Raw genomic sequence first — 17,890 nt, 5'->3', positions numbered from 1 at the left:
ACGTAACGTTACCGATCCCAACATTAGCTAAAAATTAAACTATCGTCCCTTTATACTCACGCCAAACTGCACCCCGTCGGCGGCAGGCATAATGACCATAGCGATTCTCTGGAATCGGGAGAGATAAAATGACGTTGCCCTTTAAACCCCATCTCATTGCCCTTGTGTGCAGTGCCGGGTTATTTGCCGCTTCGGGCGTACTGTATGTTAAAAGCCGCGCTCCCGAAGCGCCCGCGCAGGCGGCAGCTCCCGCCCCTGAGCCAACGCAGACCGCTGTGCCCGCGCCTGTCGCGAAAACGACCTTTACCACTGCGCAAATTGATCAATGGGTCGCGCCTGTCGCGCTTTATCCCGATGCCCTGCTTTCGCAGGTGCTCATGGCCTCCACCTACCCGGCGAACGTAGTTCAGGCCGTCCAGTGGTCGCGCGATAACCCTACGCTGCAGGGCGATGCCGCTATTCAGGCGGTGGCCAGCCAACCGTGGGACCCCAGCGTCAAATCGCTGGTCGCCTTTCCCCAGTTGATGGCGCTTATGGGCGAGAATCCGCAATGGGTGCAAAACCTGGGCGATGCGTTCTTAGCCCAGCCACAGGATGTGATGGATGCGGTGCAAAGGCTGCGTCTGCTCGCTCAACAAACCGGTTCGCTAAAATCCACGCCACAGCAAACCGTCACCAGCGTGCCGAAGTCCAGCGCTTCTACCGCCGTCACGACGACAACCACCACATCCGCCAGTACGCCAGCGACACCGTCGACCGTTATAAAAATTGAACCCGCGAATCCGCAGGTGGTGTACGTGCCGAACTATAACCCCGCGACGGTGTATGGCGCCTGGCCCAATACCGCTTATCCGCCGGTGTATTTACCGCCCCCTCCGGGGCAGCAGTTTGCCGATAGTTTTGTTAAAGGTTTTGGTTATAGTCTGGGCGTCGCCACCACCTATGCGTTGTTCAGCAGCATAGACTGGGATGACGACGATCATCACCACCATGACGACGACCACCATGATGATGATTACCATCATGGTGGTAACGGTTATCAACATAATGGCGATAATATCAACATCAATGTCAATAATTTCAATCGAATATCCGGGCAAAACCTGCCGGGCCAAACGATGGGCTGGCAGCATAATCCCGCCTGGCGCAATGGCGTCCCCTATCCGAATAATACCGTTGCGCAACGGTTCCATCCCACCAATGTTAGCGGCGGGTTAAGCGCAACGCAGCAAGCGCCAGTGTCTCGCGACAGTCAGCGCCAGGCGGCCATGACGCAATTTCAACAGCGCAGCCATACGGCCAACGCTTCTTTGCCAGCGCCAGGCACCCGCGATGCCCAGCGTAAGGCGGCATCGCAGCAGTTAAATCAAATTGCCCAGCGTAATAATTACCGTGGCTATGACGGAACACAAAACAGCAGTCGTCGCGAGGCGGCGCAGCAGACACTGAATAAATCCACCACGCAGCAGCATCGTTCCGAGCTGAAGGCTAAAGCCCAGCAGCACCCTGTTTCACAACAGCAGAGAGACACCGCCCGCCAGCGTATTGAATCCTCTACGCCGCAGCAGCGTCAGGCATTTCGCCAGAATATGCACGCCAATGTGTTTAGCGGGAACGACAGTCGATCGCCGTCATGGCAATCGCAACAGCTACGCGGCCTGGAAAGCCGTCGCGGCAGTCACTTAAACACCGAGCAACGCGCCGCCGCGCGGGAACATTTTTCTGAACATCATGAATTTCATCGCCGTTAACCGGAGCAGATAATGAAAAAGGTTATGTTAAGCGCTCTGTTACTGTCGTTACCCTTGCTGGGCTACGCGCAGGAACGGTTCCCCTCCCCGGAAGCGGCCGCCAGCGCCTTCGCCGCGGCGGTAGCCGGAAAAAACGAAACGCAGCTTACCGCGCTACTGGGCGATGACTGGCGGCAATTTCTGCCGCCGGAAGGTGCCGATCCCGAGGCCGTGGCCCGCTTCAATCGTGACTGGCGCGAAGGCCATCGCATTGTACAAAAAGACAATACGGCGCACCTGAATGTCGGACGAGAAGACTGGCAGCTCCCGGTGCCCATGGTGAAAGAGACTGGCGGCTGGCGCTTTGATATGGCGGCAGCCGGGAATGAGATCCTCACCCGTACTATTGGGCGAAATGAACTTTCTACCTTACAGGCCATGCATGCTTACGTTGATGCGCAGCAGGACTATTACTTACAAAACCATCGCTGGGCGCACAGGATAATCAGTAGCGAAGGCCAAAAAGATGGCCTGTACTGGCCAACCAAAGCAGGCGACGTCCCCAGTCCGTTAGGCCCAAACTTTAGCCCCGCAGCGCCAGACGAGGGTTACCACGGCTACCATTTCCGTATTATCAGCGATAACGACGGTCACGGCGCGGCGCTTCTGGCCTGGCCGATGCATTACGGCGAAACCGGGGTGATGAGTTTTATGGTCAACCAGGACGATCGTATTTATCAGGCGGATTTAGGCAAGGAGACGGAGAGTAAAGTTCAGGCTATCACGCGTTTTGCGCCAGACGCACAGTGGCAGGTCGCCGAATAACCCGTAAGCGCCTGGCGTTATCGCCAGGCCATGATCATTAGCCCTGATGCGGCATTAATTCCGGATGGCCTTGTACCGGCGGCTTGTTGCTGGTCAGCGCAGCTTCATCAGCCTGAATGCTGCCGGAATTAGCCGCCCATACGCCTTCATGCGTGTGGGTGATCTGCTGATGCTGCGCATTCAAATCCTCGCCCATTGCCGCAATATGCGTGCTTTCCGTACCGCCGCTGTTAGTCGCCCAGGGGATGACGGGATCGCTGGCAAATGCCATGCCGGAAATCAAGGTCGCAGTTAGCGCTGCTGTTGTCAGAAAAAGTTTCATATATCAAACCTCATAATTAGCTCGATATTATTTTATAGAGTTACCAATTTCAGGATGATGACAAAGTAAGGAGAGGTATTTCTTATGAAACAATTAGTTGGTCGAAAATGACAGACAAAGGCACTACCGACGGCATAAGCTTTGAAAAACGTACTGCTGCGGAAACGATAAATTTTGCGGTTTCGTTATCCTTCGCCATCATTTGACACATCTGATTTGCCATGCATAAAAAAAGCGGCTGTAAAGCCGCTTTTTTGTATCGGGTGGCGCATTGCCACCTACAGAAGATTATTTCTTCTTCGCTTTCGGGTTCGGCAGGTCGGTAATACTACCTTCGAACACTTCAGCAGCCAGACCGACGGACTCGTGCAACGTCGGGTGCGCATGAATGGTCAGCGCGATGTCTTCCGCGTCACAGCCCATTTCGATCGCCAGACCGATTTCACCCAGCAGCTCGCCGCCGTTGGTGCCGACAATCGCCCCGCCGATCACGCGGTGAGATTCTTTGTCGAAAATCAGTTTGGTCATACCGTCTGCGCAGTCAGAAGCGATAGCACGGCCAGAAGCTGCCCACGGGAAGGTGGCGGTTTCATAGCTGATGCCTTTTTCTTTCGCTTCTTTCTCGGTCAGGCCAACCCATGCCACTTCTGGCTCGGTGTACGCGATAGACGGGATAACTTTCGGATCGAAGTAGTGTTTCTTCCCGGCGATAACTTCAGCGGCAACGTGGCCTTCGTGAACGCCTTTATGCGCCAGCATCGGCTGGCCGACGATATCGCCGATAGCGAAGATGTGCGGCACGTTGGTGCGCAGCTGTTTGTCCACGCGGATAAAGCCACGGTCGTCAACTTCCACGCCAGCTTTGCCCGCGTCGAGGTTTTTACCGTTCGGCACACGACCAATCGCCACCAGAACCGCATCATAACGCTGCGCTTCAGCCGGGGCTTTTTTGCCTTCCATCGAAACGTAGATACCGTCTTCTTTCGCTTCAACGGCAGTCACTTTGGTTTCCAGCATCAGGTTGAATTTCTTGCTGATGCGCTTGGTGAAGACTTTAACGATGTCTTTATCAGCCGCCGGGATAACCTGGTCGAACATTTCAACCACGTCAATCTCTGAACCCAGCGCGTGGTATACGGTACCCATTTCCAGACCGATGATACCGCCGCCCATGACCAGCATACGCTTCGGTACTTCTTTCAGTTCCAGAGCGTCGGTAGAATCCCATACGCGCGGGTCTTCATGCGGAATAAACGGTAATTGGATCGGACGAGAACCTGCCGCGATGATCGCGTTGTCGAAGTTGATCACGGTTTTGCCGTTTTCGCCTTCCACTTCTAGGGTGTTAGCCCCGGTGAATTTACCCAGACCGTTGACCACTTTCACTTTACGGCCTTTGGCCATACCCGCCAGACCGCCGGTCAGCTGCGTGATCACTTTCTCTTTCCAGGTACGAATCTTGTCGATATCGGTTTTCGGCTCACCGAAGACGATACCGTGTTCAGCCAGCGCTTTGGCTTCTTCGATAACTTTTGCTACGTGCAGCAGCGCTTTAGAAGGGATACAGCCGACGTTCAGACAAACACCGCCAAGGGTGTTGTAGCGTTCTACAATTACGGTTTCCAGACCTAAATCAGCGCAACGGAAAGCGGCAGAATAGCCTGCCGGGCCCGCCCCAAGTACCACGACCTGAGTTTTGATTTCAGTACTCATCATGACCTCTTTATTTGTATCCGGCGGTCCGGGGTACTTGATCGCCCATCATCCACCGGGTCGTTCTATCCGCCCGTATCTTACAAAATTGTTAACAATTTTGAAACAACAAACGGATCACGAATTATCGCTTTCGCTAATAACCTCACAAACTCCATGAGATTATCAAAAAAAGCCGGCCGTCGGGCCGGCTTTTCGCTTACATCACCAGACGGCGAATGTCAGACAACATATTGTTGATAATGGTAATGAAACGCGCACCATCAGCACCATCGATCACACGGTGGTCGAAGGAAAGAGAGATAGGCATCATCAGACGCGGCACAAACTCTTTCCCATTCCACACCGGTTCCATCGCCGACTTAGAAACGCCGAGGATAGCCACTTCCGGCGCGTTAACAATCGGCGCGAAGTGGGTAGTTCCCAGGCCGCCGATGCTGGAGATAGTGAAGCAACCACCCTGCATTTCGCCAGCGGTCAGCTTACCATCACGCGCTTTTTTGGAGATGGTGGTCAGTTCACGAGACAGCTCGGTCACGCTCTTCTTATTCACGTCTTTAAAGACCGGAACCACCAGGCCATTCGGGGTATCAACCGCCACGCCGATGTTGATGTATTTCTTCAGGGTCAGACGCTGACCGTCTTCGGACAGAGAGCTGTTGAAGCGCGGCATCTGTTCCAGAGCAGCGGCAACCGCTTTCATGATGAAGACCACTGGCGTGTATTTCACATCCAGTTTGCGCTTCTCAGCTTCGGCGTTCTGCTGTTTACGGAACGCTTCCAGATCGGTGATATCGGTTTTGTCGAAGTGCGTAACGTGCGGGATCATCACCCAGTTACGGCTCAGGTTCGCGCCAGAGATTTTCTGGATACGGCCCAGTTCCACTTCTTCAACTTCACCAAACTTGCTGAAGTCCACTTTCGGCCACGGCAGCATACCCGGGATACCACCGCCAGTTGCTGCCGGAGCCGCTTCTGCACGTTTGATAGCGTCTTTCACGTAAGCCTGAACGTCTTCGCGCAGAATACGGCCTTTACGACCGGTGCCTTTCACTTTCGCCAGGTTTACGCCAAACTCGCGCGCCAGGCGGCGAATCAGCGGGGTAGCGTGAACGTACGCGTCGTTTTCAGCGAACTCAGACTTGCCTTCCGCTTTGGCAGCCGGGGCAGCAGGCTTCTCAGCTTTCGCCGCCGGAGCCGGTGCCGCCGCTTCCTGTTTAGCCGGAGCGGCCGCAGGCACTGCGCCTTCTACTTCGAAGACCATAATCAGAGAACCGGTTTTCACTTTATCGCCGGTGCTGATTTTGATTTCTTTCACGGTGCCCGCGAACGGCGCAGGAACTTCCATAGAGGCCTTGTCGCCTTCGACGGTGATCAGCGACTGTTCAGCGGCAACTTTATCGCCGACTTTGACCATCACTTCGGTGACTTCAACTTCGTCGCCGCCGATATCCGGTACGTTAACGTCTTTTACGCCCGTCGCTGCTGCTGGAGCAGCCGCAGCCGGAGCGGCTTCCGCTTTCGCTGGTGCTGCGGCAGGCGCTTCACCCGCCACTTCGAAGACCATAATCAGAGAGCCGGTAGACACTTTATCACCGGTGTTCACTTTGATCTCTTTCACGGTGCCCGCGAACGGCGCCGGCACTTCCATAGAGGCCTTGTCGCCTTCGACGGTGATCAGCGACTGTTCAGCTTCAACGGTGTCGCCCACTTTCACCATCACTTCAGTCACTTCAACTTCGTCACTGCCGATATCCGGTACGTGAACGTCTTTCGCCGCTGCCGCAGCAGGTGCTGCTGCCGGAGCCGCTTCTTTCTTCTCTTCTGCCTTAGCAGGCGCAGCGTCGGCTGCACCTTCGGCGGAATCGAAAATCATGATAAGTGCACCGGTCTCGGTTTTGTCGCCGACAGAGACTTTGATCTCTTTCACGACGCCAGCCTGCGGAGACGGGACTTCCATAGAGGCTTTGTCGCCTTCTACGGTGATCAGCGACTGTTCAGCTTCAACTTTGTCGCCCACTTTGACCAGAATCTCGGTGATTTCAACTTCATCTGTCCCGATGTCCGGTACTTTGATTTCGATAGCCATTATTCTTTTACCTCTTACGCCAGACGCGGGTTAACTTTATCTGCATCGATGTTGAATTTGGTAATCGCATCCGCTACCACTTTCTTGTCGATTTCGCCACGTTTAGCCAGTTCGCCCAGCGCTGCAACAACCACATAAGAAGCATCAACTTCGAAGTGGTGACGCAGGTTCTCACGGCTGTCGGAACGACCGAAGCCATCCGTACCCAGTACGCGATAGTCGTCAGCTGGTACGTAAGTACGAACCTGCTCGGCGAACAGTTTCATATAGTCAGTAGATGCCACTGCCGGAGCGTCGTTCATCACCTGAGCGATGTACGGTACGCGCGGGGTTTCCAGCGGGTGCAGCATGTTCCAGCGCTCACAATCCTGACCATCACGCGCCAGTTCGGTGAAGGAGGTCACGCTATATACGTCAGAGCCTACGCCGTAGTCGTTCGCCAGGATCTGTGCCGCTTCACGGACGTGACGCAGGATAGAACCGGAGCCCAGCAGCTGAACTTTACCTTTGCTACCTTCGAGGGTTTCGAGTTTGTAGATACCTTTACGGATACCTTCCTCGGCACCTGCTGGCATGGCCGGCATGTGGTAGTTTTCGTTCAGGGTGGTGATGTAGTAGTAAACGTTCTCTTGTTTCTCACCGTACATACGCTCCAGACCATCATGCATGATGACAGCCACTTCATAAGCGTAAGCCGGGTCGTAAGAGATACAGTTCGGGATAGTCAGCGACTGAATGTGGCTGTGACCATCTTCGTGCTGCAGACCTTCACCGTTCAGCGTAGTACGACCGGAAGTCCCGCCGATCAGGAAGCCGCGAGCCTGCTGGTCGCCAGCCTGCCAGCACAGGTCGCCGATACGCTGGAACCCGAACATGGAGTAGTAGATATAGAACGGGATCATCGGCAGATCGTTGGTGCTGTAAGAGGTCGCCGCAGCCAGCCAGGATGCGCCTGCGCCCAGTTCGTTGATACCTTCCTGCAGAATCTGACCTTTCTCGTCTTCTTTATAGTATGCAACCTGCTCGCGGTCCTGCGGGGTGTACTGCTGACCGTTCGGGCTGTAGATACCAATCTGACGGAACAGACCTTCCATACCGAAGGTACGCGCTTCGTCGGCGATGATCGGTACCAGACGATCTTTGATCGACTTGTTCTTCAGCATCACGTTCAGAGCACGCACGAAAGCGATAGTGGTGGAAATCTCTTTGCTTTGCTCTTCCAGCAGCGCGCCGAAATCTGAAAGTTGAGGCAGCTCTAACTTCTCGGTGAAGTTCGGCTGACGGCTTGGCAGGTAGCCATGCAGCGCCTGACGGCGTTCATGCAGGTATTTGTGTTCTTCAGAACCTTCCGGGAAGGTAATGTACGGCAGTTTTTCGAGATCAGCATCGGCAACCGGCACGTTGAAACGATCGCGGACGTAACGCACGCCGTCCATGTTCATTTTCTTCACCTGGTGAGCGATGTTTTTGCCTTCCGCGGTGTCGCCCATGCCGTAACCTTTAATGGTATGGGCCAGGATTACGGTCGCTTTGCCTTTGGTTTCCTGCGCTTTTTTCAGTGCCGCGTAGACTTTCTTCGGATCGTGACCACCGCGGTTCAGTGCCCAAATCTGCTCATCGGTCCAGTCAGCCACCAGCGCGGCGGTTTCCGGGTATTTACCGAAGAAGTGCTCACGTACGTAAGCGCCGTCTTTGGATTTGAAGGTCTGGTAGTCGCCGTCAACGGTTTCGTTCATCAGCTGGATAAGCTTACCGCTGGTGTCTTTACGCAGCAGTTCATCCCAACGACCGCCCCACATGACTTTGATAACGTTCCAGCCAGCACCTGCAAAGATGCCTTCCAGTTCGTTAACAATCTTGCCGTTACCGGTGACCGGGCCGTCAAGACGCTGCAGGTTACAGTTGATAACAAAGACCAGGTTGTCCAGTTTTTCACGGGTGGCGATGGTGATCGCGCCTTTGGATTCCGGCTCATCCATCTCGCCGTCGCCGAGGAAGGCGTAAACGGTTTGTTTAGAGGTATCTTTCAGGCCGCGGTGTTCCAGATATTTCAGGAATTTCGCCTGGTAGATAGCACCGATTGGGCCCAGACCCATAGAGACGGTCGGGAACTGCCAGAATTCCGGCATCAGTTTCGGGTGCGGATAGGAAGAGAGGCCATTGCCGTGAACTTCCTGACGGAAGTTATCCATCTGTTCCTGGGTCAGACGACCTTCCAGGAACGCGCGAGCGTAGATGCCCGGAGAGATGTGGCCCTGGAAGTACACCAGGTCGCCGCCATCCTGTTCGTTGCGCGCACGGAAGAAATGGTTAAAACAGACATCATAGATCGTGGCGGAAGACTGGAAGGACGCCATGTGGCCGCCCAACTCAAGGTCTTTTTTAGACGCGCGCAGCACGGTCATGATGGCGTTCCAGCGGATCGCAGAACGAATGCGACGTTCCAGCTCCAGATTACCCGGGTATTCCGGTTCGTCTTCAACGGCAATAGTGTTGATGTAATTACTGGCCCCTGCGCCTGCCGCGACTTTCACGCCGCCTTTACGAGCTTCAGAAAGCAGTTGGTCAATCAGATACTGAGCGCGCTCAACACCTTCTTCACGGATGACCGATTCGATCGCCTGTAGCCAGTCGCGAGTTTCGATCGGATCCACGTCATTTTGGAAACGTTCTGACATGGGGGTATTCCTTATCTATCTAATACGTTGAGTTATCTGGAACCTGTCCCATTAAACTTTCGTCAGAAAGCTTAATAAGACAGGTTCTGCGTTTAGTTGCCGCGCACATTTTTGCGCGTTATTCACAACATCTTCTGGTTAACGTTCTGCCAGAAAAAACTAATTCTTGCGCTGTTCCAGGCGGCGTAAAGCGCGTTCACGACGGCTCTCCTCACGGCTTCTGTCCAGCATAATCTCTTCGATAAACGCCAGATGTCGGTGTGACGCTTCACGCGCTTCTTCTGGTTTTCCGGCCATAATGGCTTCAAATATACGGGTGCGATGCGTACTCACCAGCGGCAGCATCTCCCGACGCGCATACAGCAATTCGAAGTTCTGCCGCACGTTTTGCGCCAGCATCGGCTCCATACACCTTAGCAGATGAAGCAATACCACGTTGTGCGCCGCTTCGGTGACGGCGATTTGATACTGGAGCACGGCTTCGGACTCGGCATCCAGATCGCCGGACTCTTGCGCCAGCTCAATAGCATGGTGCAGCTCGCGAATACGGTCTTTATCTTCATCGGTGCTGCGCAGCGCCGCGTAATAAGCCGCAATGCCTTCCAGAGCATGGCGCGTTTCGAGCAGGTCAAACTGGGATTCAGGGTGATCGGAGAGCAGTTCCACCAGCGGGTCGCTAAAGCTCTGCCACAGGCTGCTCTGCACGAAGGTTCCGCCGCCCTGACGACGAAGCAACAATCCCTTCGCTTCGAGACGTTGAATCGCCTCGCGCAAGGAGGGACGGGAGACGTCGAACTGTTTTGCCAGTTCACGTTCCGGTGGGAGTTTTTCTCCGGGACGCAATGTTCCCTCAAGGATTAAAAACTCCAGCTGCTGCTCGATCACATCGGAGAGTTTTGGTTGGCGGATTTTGCTGTAGGCCATGATTTCCTGTCTTAAGCCATTTGCCCGGAGTCAATTGGTCTTACCAATTTCATGTCTGTGACGCTAAAGTAACAAAGTATTCACCTTCTGTCCATACAGGTTTTGATTGAAATCAGTAAAGGAGGCACATTTTAACAATTTTACAGAAATCATGTTTCAAAACTGTAACTGTGCACAAATGTTAAATTTACCCACCTGGAGGTAGATTTAACGTATTTGAAACGATAAAAAATCTCATCTGAACCGATTCAATAGTAGATTAAATGCATTTTTATGCATAAATAATGAATAAAAACAAATTAACATCTGTAAGGGAAAATAAAAGGAGGTATTTACAAGTGCTTTCTTTTTACGCAACTCGTCATCACCCCTGCACAAAGCAGGTGCATTCGCGGCCACATACCATTATTCTGATCAAGACGAAAGAGTTGAAGTGACATTTAAAAAAACGAATCTGTAAATAAATCAATACAAAAAGCGGAATTGCAAACTTACACACGCACTACTGCATCGTTCAAAATAAGCGCGTTATGAATAAACCGCGCCCGATACACGAGGTTTTATAATGGACAGTCAGCAGCACGGCGAGCAGCTCAAGCGCGGCCTGAAAAACCGCCATATTCAGCTTATCGCATTGGGCGGCGCGATAGGGACAGGCTTGTTCCTGGGAAGCGCCTCCGTTATTCAGTCGGCGGGGCCAGGAATTATCCTGGGCTATGCGATTGCAGGCTTTATTGCCTTTCTGATTATGCGCCAGCTGGGAGAGATGGTGGTTGAAGAACCGGTCGCCGGCTCTTTTAGCCACTTCGCCTATAAATACTGGGGCGGCTTTGCCGGATTCGCTTCCGGCTGGAACTACTGGGTGCTGTACGTATTAGTTGCCATGGCGGAACTGACCGCAGTGGGTAAATATATCCAGTTCTGGTATCCGGAGATCCCCACCTGGGCTTCTGCGGCAGCCTTCTTTGTGATTATCAACGCCATCAACCTGACCAACGTTAAAGTGTTCGGTGAGATGGAGTTTTGGTTCGCCATTATTAAAGTGATCGCCGTCATCGCTATGATTCTGTTCGGCGCGTGGTTACTCTTCAGCGATACCGCTGGTCCGCAGGCCACCGTGCGCAACCTGTGGGAACAGGGCGGCTTTCTGCCGCATGGCTGGACCGGGCTGGTGATGATGATGGCCATTATTATGTTTTCGTTCGGCGGACTGGAGCTGGTAGGGATCACCGCCGCTGAAGCCGATAACCCGGAACAGAGCATTCCCAAAGCTACCAATCAGGTTATCTATCGCATCCTGATTTTTTATATCGGCTCGCTGGCGGTTCTGCTTTCGCTGCTGCCATGGACTCGCGTCACCGCCGATACCAGCCCGTTTGTCCTTATCTTCCATGAGCTGGGCGATACGTTTGTCGCCAATGCGCTGAATATCGTGGTTCTCACCGCCGCGCTATCGGTTTATAACAGCTGCGTTTACTGCAACAGCCGTATGCTGTTCGGTCTGGCCCAGCAGGGAAATGCGCCGAAAGCGCTGCTGAACGTCGACAAATGCGGCGTGCCGGTGAGCTCCATTTTGGTTTCCGCCGTCGTGACTGCGTTGTGCGTGCTGCTCAACTACCTGGCCCCAGAGTCCGCATTCGGACTGCTGATGGCGCTGGTGGTCTCCGCGCTGGTCATTAACTGGGCGATGATTAGCCTTGCCCATATGATGTTCCGTCGCGCGAAACAGCAGCAGGGCGTGAAAACCCGCTTCCCGGCCCTGTTTTATCCGTTCGGCAACGTTCTCTGCCTGCTGTTTATGGCGGCGGTATTGATCATTATGCTGATGACGCCAGGTATGGCGATCTCCGTGTGGCTGATTCCGGTATGGCTGCTTATCCTGGGCGTCGGCTATCTGTGTAAAGAAAAAACGGCAAAAACGGTGAAAGCCCACTGATCGTGACGTTACTTTTCCGCCCTCCCCGTCCGGGGAGGGTGTTATCTGCCTCACAGTTTCCCACGTATAACCATTTTATCCATATCAGCGGCATGATCCTGCTACGCAAAAAAAAGCTCGCAGGCGAATAATTACCGCCATCATCTGATGGGGAGAAGTCTCAATGGATAAGGGCAGACTTTCGGTAAGAGAGAAAATCGGGTATGGCATGGGTGACGCCGGATGTAACATTATTTTTGGCGCTATCATGCTGTTTGTTAATTATTTTTATACGGATATTTTTGGTCTTGCCCCGGCGTTAGTCGGTGTTTTACTCCTTTCAGTACGCGTTATCGATGCCGTTACCGATCCGGTGATGGGCGCGCTTGCCGATCGTACCCAAAGTAAATATGGTCGTTTCCGCCCCTGGCTACTGTGGATTGCATTTCCCTACGCGCTGTTCAGCGTGCTGATGTTCACGACGCCGGACTGGGGCTATAACAGCAAAGTTGTCTATGCTTTCGTCACCTATTTTCTGCTTTCCGTGACCTACACCGCCATCAATATTCCCTATTGCTCACTGGGCGGCGTGATCACCAACGATCCAAAAGAGCGCGTGGCCTGTCAGGCTTATCGCTTCGTGTTAGTCGGCATCGCGACGCTGTTGCTATCGTTAACGCTATTGCCGATGGTGGACTGGTTTGGCGGCGGCGACAAAGCCAAAGGCTATCAGTTGGCGATGACCGTGCTGGCGATTATCGGCATGGGTATGTTTCTGTTCTGCTTTGCCAGCGTCCGCGAACGCGTTCGCCCTGCCGTTCCGACGCACGATGATATGAAGAATGATTTCAAAGACGTGTGGAAAAACGATCAATGGGTACGCATTCTGCTATTGACCTTATGTAACGTCTGCCCGGGGTTTATCCGTATGGCGGCGACCATGTATTACGTCACCTGGGTGATGGGACAAAGCACCCATTTCGCTACGCTTTTTATTAGTCTTGGCGTGGTCGGTATGATGATCGGCAGTATGCTGGCAAAAGTCTTAACCGATCGCTGGTGTAAATTGAAGGTATTTTTCTGGACCAATATCGCGCTGGCGATTTTCTCCTGCGCATTCTATTTCTTTGACCCGAAAGCCACCGTGATGATAGTGGCGCTCTACTTCTTGCTCAATATTCTGCATCAGATCCCTTCCCCGTTGCACTGGTCGCTGATGGCGGACGTCGATGATTACGGCGAATGGAAAACCGGCAAACGCATTACCGGTATTAGCTTCTCCGGTAATCTGTTCTTCCTGAAACTGGGCCTGGCGATTGCCGGGGCGATGGTCGGCTTTTTGCTCTCCTGGTACGGTTATGACGCCAGCGCCAAAGCGCAAAGCGCCTCGGCGATGAACGGTATTATGCTGTTGTTTACCGTTATCCCCGGCGTTGGCTATCTGATTACCGCAGGCGTGGTACGTCTGCTGAAAGTTGACCGTGAACTGATGAAAAAAATCCAGGACGATTTGGAAAAACGTCGCACTAATTACCGCGAATTGAGTGAGTTGCAGGAGCTCAACGCCGCTGAAAGCGTAAGGAAAGCCTGATGGCAAACTGGCCAAACCCGTTTATTGAACAACGTGCCGATCCGTTTATTTTACGCGACGGCAGCGATTACTACTTTATTGCCTCCGTACCGGAATATGACAGGCTGGAAATCCGCCGGGCTAATTCGCTGGAAGGGTTGCGCGCCGCCGACCCCGTTGTCGTCTGGCGTAAACCGGAAAGCGGCCCGATGAGCCAGCTCATCTGGGCACCGGAAATGCACCGCATCAACGGCAAGTGGTACATCTATTTTGCCGCTACCCATACTCAAGCGCTTGATAAGCTGGGAATGTTTCAGCATCGCATGTTTGCCCTGGAGTGCGCCGATGCCGACCCACTCACCGGCAAGTGGACGGAGAAAGGTCAAATTAAAACACCGTTTGATACCTTCGCCCTCGATGCCACCACTTTTTATCATCAGGGAAAGCAGTGGTATCTGTGGGCGCAAAAAGCGCCGGATATTGCCGGTAACTCAAATATTTATCTGGCTGAACTGGAAAATCCGTGGACGATTAAAGGCGAGCCGGTAAGACTCAGTAAGCCAGAGTACGACTGGGAGTGTCGGGGTTTTTGGGTTAACGAAGGTCCGGCCGTCGTGGTGCATGGCGACAAGCTGTTTATCAGCTATTCGGCCAGCGCCACCGATGAAAACTACTGTATGGGATTACTGTGGATTAACGTAAACGACGATCCGCGCGATCCGGCCAACTGGCATAAATCACCGCGCCCGGTCTTTACCACCAGCTATGAAAATCGCCAGTATGGGCCGGGACATAACAGCTTTACGCAAACGCCGGAAGGTGAAGATGTACTGGTGTACCACGCGAGAAATTACACCGAAATTGAAGGCGATCCGTTGTACGATCCCAACCGCCATACGCGTCTGAAACGGGTGCGCTGGGACGAAAACGGGATGCCTGATTTTGGCGTGCCGCCAGCCGATACGATCTAAGCCGTTGCACTGCCCGGTGGCGCTAGCGCTTACCGGGCCTACAGATTTTTCCATTGTAGGCAGCATAAGCGTTAGCGCCATCGGCACAACGCTACACTAATGCCCCATAAATGGTGAGCAACGCAATAATCACCACCACCACAAACGAGGCCTTCTTCGCCATCGACACCGCCGCTTTGGGGGTTTCTACTTTGTCAGTATGCGGTTCACGCGCCAGTGAGAACTGCGCCAGACGTGTGAGCACCTGATACTGCGAAGTATGCAGATCCGCCAGCGAGGCAAACCAGGCCGGCAACGCTTTCTCGCCATGCCCCAGTAATGCATACACTACGCCCGCCAGACGTACCGGAATCCAGTCCAGCACATGAAGAATAGCGTCAATGCCGGATTGCAAACGTTGGTGCGGCGTCTGATAGCGCGCCAGCCAGGTCTGCCAGGCCCGTAAAAACGCATAGCCCACCAGCGTTACCGGCCCCCATGGACCGCCAACGATAAACCAAAATAGCGGTGCGAGGTAAAAACGGAAATTTATCCATAACAACGCATTTTGCAGCTCACGCAAAAATTCACGCTCATTACAATCCGGCGGCACGCCGTGAATCAGCGTAAGCTCGCTGGCCATCGCCTCGCAAGGATGCGGATCGTTACGGGACGCCGCTTTCAGCCAGGCGTGATAATGTACTCGCACTTTGCCCGCGCCGATACACAGCACGCCCAGGAGAATCCACACCACCAGCGTCGGCACGTTAAATAGCAGCCCTTTTAACGCCTGGAGCAGTAGAAAAGTCACCACCATCGCGATCGCCGTCATTCCCATCGTGCGCAACATCGAAAAATGCGTAATCCGACGGAATAGCGCCTCCAGCCGATGATCGAGCTGCCAGTGCTCGCCCAGCTTAAACAGGCGCTCGACAATCAGCACCAGTAATGTCGTAAACAGCGTCATGTCATCTCCTTGTGCGACGAGAGGGCTACCAAAGCGCGAAAGCGCGGCCAGTCAAAGGCAGGGCCAGGGTCCGTTTTGCGGTCAGGCGCAATGTTGCAGTGTCCGGTCATATTGTCGGCGATCGCCGGATAGCTAGCGATAAGCGTGCGCGTCACGGCGGCTAGCTGCTGATACTGCGCATCGGTATAAGCCAGCGTATCCTTCCCCTCCAGCTCAATACCAATGGAGAAATCATTACAACGTTCCCGCCCCTGATAGTTTGACACGCCCGCATGCCACGCACGCTTATCAAAAGGCACATACTGGACGATTTCACCGTCGCGACGAATCAGACAATGGGCCGAAACACGAAGATGAGCGATTTCTGCAAAAAAAGGATGGGCGTCTGGATCTATCGTTCCGGTGAATAATGCATCGATCCACGGACCGCCAAACTCGCCGGGGGGCAGGCTAATATTATGCACCACCAGCAAGGACGGTTTTTCGTCATCCGGACGGCAATCATAATGCGGAGAAGGGACGCGTCGCGCCTCTACCAACCAACCCTTATCTGGCAACATGCGGAGTCTCCTTTTGAGTGGTGCTTATAGCTGCTTCAGAGTAGCATGTTTCTACCTTATGATTCGTTAGCAATTTGGAGTTTTATCATGCCGCCTCGCCGTTATAACCCAGACGACCGACGTGACGCGCTACTGGAACGCATTAATCTCGATATCCCTGCCGCCGTTGCTCAGGCGCTGCGTGAAGATTTAGGTGGAGAAGTCGATGCTGGCAACGATATCACCGCGCAACTTTTGCCGGCAGATACGCAAGCCCATGCCACGGTGATCACTCGTGAAGACGGCGTTTTCTGCGGCAAGCGCTGGGTTGAAGAGGTCTTCATCCAACTGGCGGGCGATGATGTGCGCCTCACCTGGCATGTCGATGACGGCGACGCCATTCACGCCAACCAAACAGTGTTTGAACTGAACGGCCCGGCTCGCGTATTGCTGACCGGCGAGCGCACGGCGCTAAACTTTGTCCAGACCCTTTCCGGCGTCGCCAGTGAAGTACGCCGCTACGTTGGACTGTTGGCTGGCACCCAAACCCAGTTGCTCGACACGCGTAAAACGCTGCCGGGTCTGCGCACCGCGCTCAAATATGCGGTTTTATGCGGCGGCGGCGCCAATCATCGTCTGGGCCTCACTGACGCGTTCCTGATTAAAGAAAACCATATTATCGCCTCCGGTTCGGTTCGTCAGGCGGTGGAAAAAGCGTTCTGGCTACATCCGGACGTGCCGGTAGAAGTCGAGGTCGAAAATCTGGATGAACTGGACGATGCGCTGAAAGCAGGCGCGGATATTATCATGCTGGATAATTTCAACACCGACCAGATGCGCGAGGCGGTGAAACGCGTCAACGGCCAGGCGCGGCTGGAAGTATCCGGCAACGTCACCGCGGAAACCTTACGCGAATTTGCTGAAACCGGGGTGGATTTCATCTCCGTTGGCGCGCTGACCAAGCATGTGCGCGCGCTCGATCTCTCCATGCGTTTTTGCTGATCCTCTCCACCCGATGGCGCTGCGCCGTCGGGTCTATAAATCACCTGTCCGTAGATCCGCGTCATTATTCGGTAAAATATTCGTAGCGCCTCGCAATAACGTTGCCGTGTCATGTAACGCAGCGAAAATCTTCAGAATCCGCCTTCCCGTTTTACCTTTTGCCGCTCGCCCGCTCTTCCCGCGTTTGCCACAGTAGCGCCAGCTAACTCAAGGAGCGAACAATGGAAAAACAACGCGGTTTCACGCTTATCGAACTGATGGTCGTTATTGGCATCATCGCCATTTTAAGCGCCATTGGCATTCCGGCTTACCAGAACTATCTGCGTAAAGCGGCGCTGATGGATATGTTGCAAACGTTTGTCCCCTACCGTACTGCCGTCGAACTCTGCGCTCTGGAACATGGTGGGACGAGCACATGCGATGCGGGCGTCAACGGTATCCCCTCGCCCGTCATCACCCGTTATGTTTCGGGCATGAGCGTGGAAAAAGGCGTCATCACGCTTACCGGCCAGGAGAGTCTGAGCGGGCTTAGCGTCATCATGACGCCCGCCTGGGACAATGCTAACGGCATTACTGGCTGGACGCGTAACTGCAATATTCAAAGCGACAGCGCGTTACAACAGGCTTGTGAAGATGTCTTCCGTTTTGACGCCAACTAAGGAGACA

14 protein-coding genes are annotated in these 17,890 nt (G+C 53.8%); 7 read left to right on the top strand and 7 right to left on the bottom strand.

The annotated features are described in order from the left end of the window. The first annotated feature begins 128 nt into the window (after positions 1-128). Together ACFK9X_RS05215 and ACFK9X_RS05210 are read left to right on the top strand one after the other, a co-directional pair. Complete coding sequence (locus tag ACFK9X_RS05215) at positions 129-1,751, top strand: DUF3300 domain-containing protein (protein ID WP_080250449.1); 1,623 nt, start codon at positions 129-131, stop codon at positions 1,749-1,751. Between the two features lie 12 nt (positions 1,752-1,763). Then, positions 1,764-2,555 (top strand): DUF2950 family protein, encoded by a 792-nt coding sequence (locus tag ACFK9X_RS05210; RefSeq protein WP_000757452.1) that lies wholly within the window; start codon positions 1,764-1,766, stop codon positions 2,553-2,555. Between the two features lie 37 nt (positions 2,556-2,592). On the opposite strand, the gene ACFK9X_RS05205 is transcribed toward ACFK9X_RS05210, so the two are convergent. From ACFK9X_RS05205 to pdhR, 5 genes are all read right to left on the bottom strand, one after another. Continuing rightward, on the bottom strand, positions 2,593-2,877 hold the full coding sequence (locus ACFK9X_RS05205; RefSeq protein WP_000765363.1) for an outer membrane protein: 285 nt from the start codon (positions 2,875-2,877) through the stop codon (positions 2,593-2,595). A gap of 288 nt (positions 2,878-3,165) precedes the next feature. After that, the gene (lpdA, locus tag ACFK9X_RS05200) at positions 3,166-4,590 is read right to left on the bottom strand and encodes a dihydrolipoyl dehydrogenase (protein WP_001519338.1); all 1,425 of its coding nucleotides are present in this window, start codon (positions 4,588-4,590) and stop codon (positions 3,166-3,168) included. A 199-nt stretch (positions 4,591-4,789) separates the two neighbouring features. Then, complete coding sequence (aceF, locus tag ACFK9X_RS05195) at positions 4,790-6,679, bottom strand: pyruvate dehydrogenase complex dihydrolipoyllysine-residue acetyltransferase (protein WP_151115762.1); 1,890 nt, start codon at positions 6,677-6,679, stop codon at positions 4,790-4,792. 14 nt (positions 6,680-6,693) lie between these two features. Further along, positions 6,694-9,357, bottom strand: coding sequence for a pyruvate dehydrogenase (acetyl-transferring), homodimeric type (gene aceE / locus ACFK9X_RS05190; protein WP_000003853.1), 2,664 nt, complete (start codon positions 9,355-9,357; stop codon positions 6,694-6,696). A 159-nt stretch (positions 9,358-9,516) separates the two neighbouring features. Beyond that, positions 9,517-10,281 carry a pyruvate dehydrogenase complex transcriptional repressor PdhR gene (gene pdhR, locus ACFK9X_RS05185; protein ID WP_000331771.1) on the bottom strand — a complete coding sequence of 255 codons (765 nt, stop codon included), beginning with the start codon at positions 10,279-10,281 and terminating at the stop codon, positions 9,517-9,519. A 562-nt stretch (positions 10,282-10,843) separates the two neighbouring features. On the opposite strand from pdhR, the gene aroP reads away from it, so the two are divergent. The 3 genes from aroP to ACFK9X_RS05170 all read left to right on the top strand — a co-directional run bounded on the left by aroP (position 10,844) and on the right by ACFK9X_RS05170 (position 14,737). After that, positions 10,844-12,217, top strand: a complete 1,374-nt coding sequence (gene aroP / locus ACFK9X_RS05180) for an aromatic amino acid transporter AroP (RefSeq protein WP_161126852.1) — start codon at positions 10,844-10,846, stop codon at positions 12,215-12,217. A 163-nt stretch (positions 12,218-12,380) separates the two neighbouring features. Continuing rightward, positions 12,381-13,787 (top strand): glycoside-pentoside-hexuronide (GPH):cation symporter, encoded by a 1,407-nt coding sequence (locus ACFK9X_RS05175; RefSeq protein ID WP_000357540.1) that lies wholly within the window; start codon positions 12,381-12,383, stop codon positions 13,785-13,787. After that, positions 13,787-14,737 carry a family 43 glycosylhydrolase gene (locus tag ACFK9X_RS05170; protein ID WP_000024778.1) on the top strand — a complete coding sequence of 317 codons (951 nt, stop codon included), beginning with the start codon at positions 13,787-13,789 and terminating at the stop codon, positions 14,735-14,737. Before ACFK9X_RS05175 ends, ACFK9X_RS05170 begins: the two co-directional genes overlap by 1 nt. A gap of 91 nt (positions 14,738-14,828) precedes the next feature. On the opposite strand, the gene ampE is transcribed toward ACFK9X_RS05170, so the two are convergent. Both ampE and ampD read right to left on the bottom strand, forming a co-directional pair. Beyond that, positions 14,829-15,683, bottom strand: a complete 855-nt coding sequence (gene ampE, locus ACFK9X_RS05165; protein WP_000172039.1) for a beta-lactamase regulator AmpE — start codon at positions 15,681-15,683, stop codon at positions 14,829-14,831. Continuing rightward, complete coding sequence (ampD, locus tag ACFK9X_RS05160; RefSeq protein ID WP_151115757.1) at positions 15,680-16,243, bottom strand: 1,6-anhydro-N-acetylmuramyl-L-alanine amidase AmpD; 564 nt, start codon at positions 16,241-16,243, stop codon at positions 15,680-15,682. The genes ampE and ampD overlap by 4 nt, the downstream gene beginning before the upstream one ends. An 87-nt stretch (positions 16,244-16,330) precedes the next feature. Between ampD and nadC the strand changes: the two genes are divergently transcribed. Then, positions 16,331-17,224, top strand: a complete 894-nt coding sequence (gene nadC / locus ACFK9X_RS05155; RefSeq protein ID WP_001135135.1) for a carboxylating nicotinate-nucleotide diphosphorylase — start codon at positions 16,331-16,333, stop codon at positions 17,222-17,224. Positions 17,225-17,445: 221 nt separating this feature from the next. Next, complete coding sequence (ppdD, locus tag ACFK9X_RS05150; protein ID WP_151115755.1) at positions 17,446-17,883, top strand: prepilin peptidase-dependent pilin; 438 nt, start codon at positions 17,446-17,448, stop codon at positions 17,881-17,883. The last annotated feature ends 7 nt before the right edge of the window (positions 17,884-17,890 follow it).

The sequence above is a fragment of the Salmonella sp. WC3 genome, assembly GCF_042932255.1.
In the GTDB taxonomy this organism is placed as follows: domain Bacteria; phylum Pseudomonadota; class Gammaproteobacteria; order Enterobacterales; family Enterobacteriaceae; genus Salmonella; species Salmonella enterica.
The sequence above is the reverse complement of the archived record's forward strand: the minus strand, read 5'-3'. Positions and strand labels throughout refer to the sequence as shown.

Excerpts from the sequence above, each read along its gene's own strand:
- ACFK9X_RS05215 (WP_080250449.1), top strand. The coding sequence starts at position 129 with ATGACGTTGCCCTTTAAACCCCATCTCATTGCCCTTGTGTGCAGTGCC.
- ACFK9X_RS05210 (WP_000757452.1), top strand. The coding sequence starts at position 1,764 with ATGAAAAAGGTTATGTTAAGCGCTCTGTTACTGTCGTTACCCTTGCTG.
- ACFK9X_RS05205 (WP_000765363.1), bottom strand. The coding sequence starts at position 2,877 with ATGAAACTTTTTCTGACAACAGCAGCGCTAACTGCGACCTTGATTTCC.
- lpdA (WP_001519338.1), bottom strand. The coding sequence starts at position 4,590 with ATGAGTACTGAAATCAAAACTCAGGTCGTGGTACTTGGGGCGGGCCCG.
- aceF (WP_151115762.1), bottom strand. The coding sequence starts at position 6,679 with ATGGCTATCGAAATCAAAGTACCGGACATCGGGACAGATGAAGTTGAA.
- aceE (WP_000003853.1), bottom strand. The coding sequence starts at position 9,357 with ATGTCAGAACGTTTCCAAAATGACGTGGATCCGATCGAAACTCGCGAC.
- pdhR (WP_000331771.1), bottom strand. The coding sequence starts at position 10,281 with ATGGCCTACAGCAAAATCCGCCAACCAAAACTCTCCGATGTGATCGAG.
- ACFK9X_RS05175 (WP_000357540.1), top strand. The coding sequence starts at position 12,381 with ATGGATAAGGGCAGACTTTCGGTAAGAGAGAAAATCGGGTATGGCATG.
- ACFK9X_RS05170 (WP_000024778.1), top strand. The coding sequence starts at position 13,787 with ATGGCAAACTGGCCAAACCCGTTTATTGAACAACGTGCCGATCCGTTT.
- ampE (WP_000172039.1), bottom strand. The coding sequence starts at position 15,683 with ATGACGCTGTTTACGACATTACTGGTGCTGATTGTCGAGCGCCTGTTT.
- ampD (WP_151115757.1), bottom strand. The coding sequence starts at position 16,243 with ATGTTGCCAGATAAGGGTTGGTTGGTAGAGGCGCGACGCGTCCCTTCT.
- nadC (WP_001135135.1), top strand. The coding sequence starts at position 16,331 with ATGCCGCCTCGCCGTTATAACCCAGACGACCGACGTGACGCGCTACTG.
- ppdD (WP_151115755.1), top strand. The coding sequence starts at position 17,446 with ATGGAAAAACAACGCGGTTTCACGCTTATCGAACTGATGGTCGTTATT.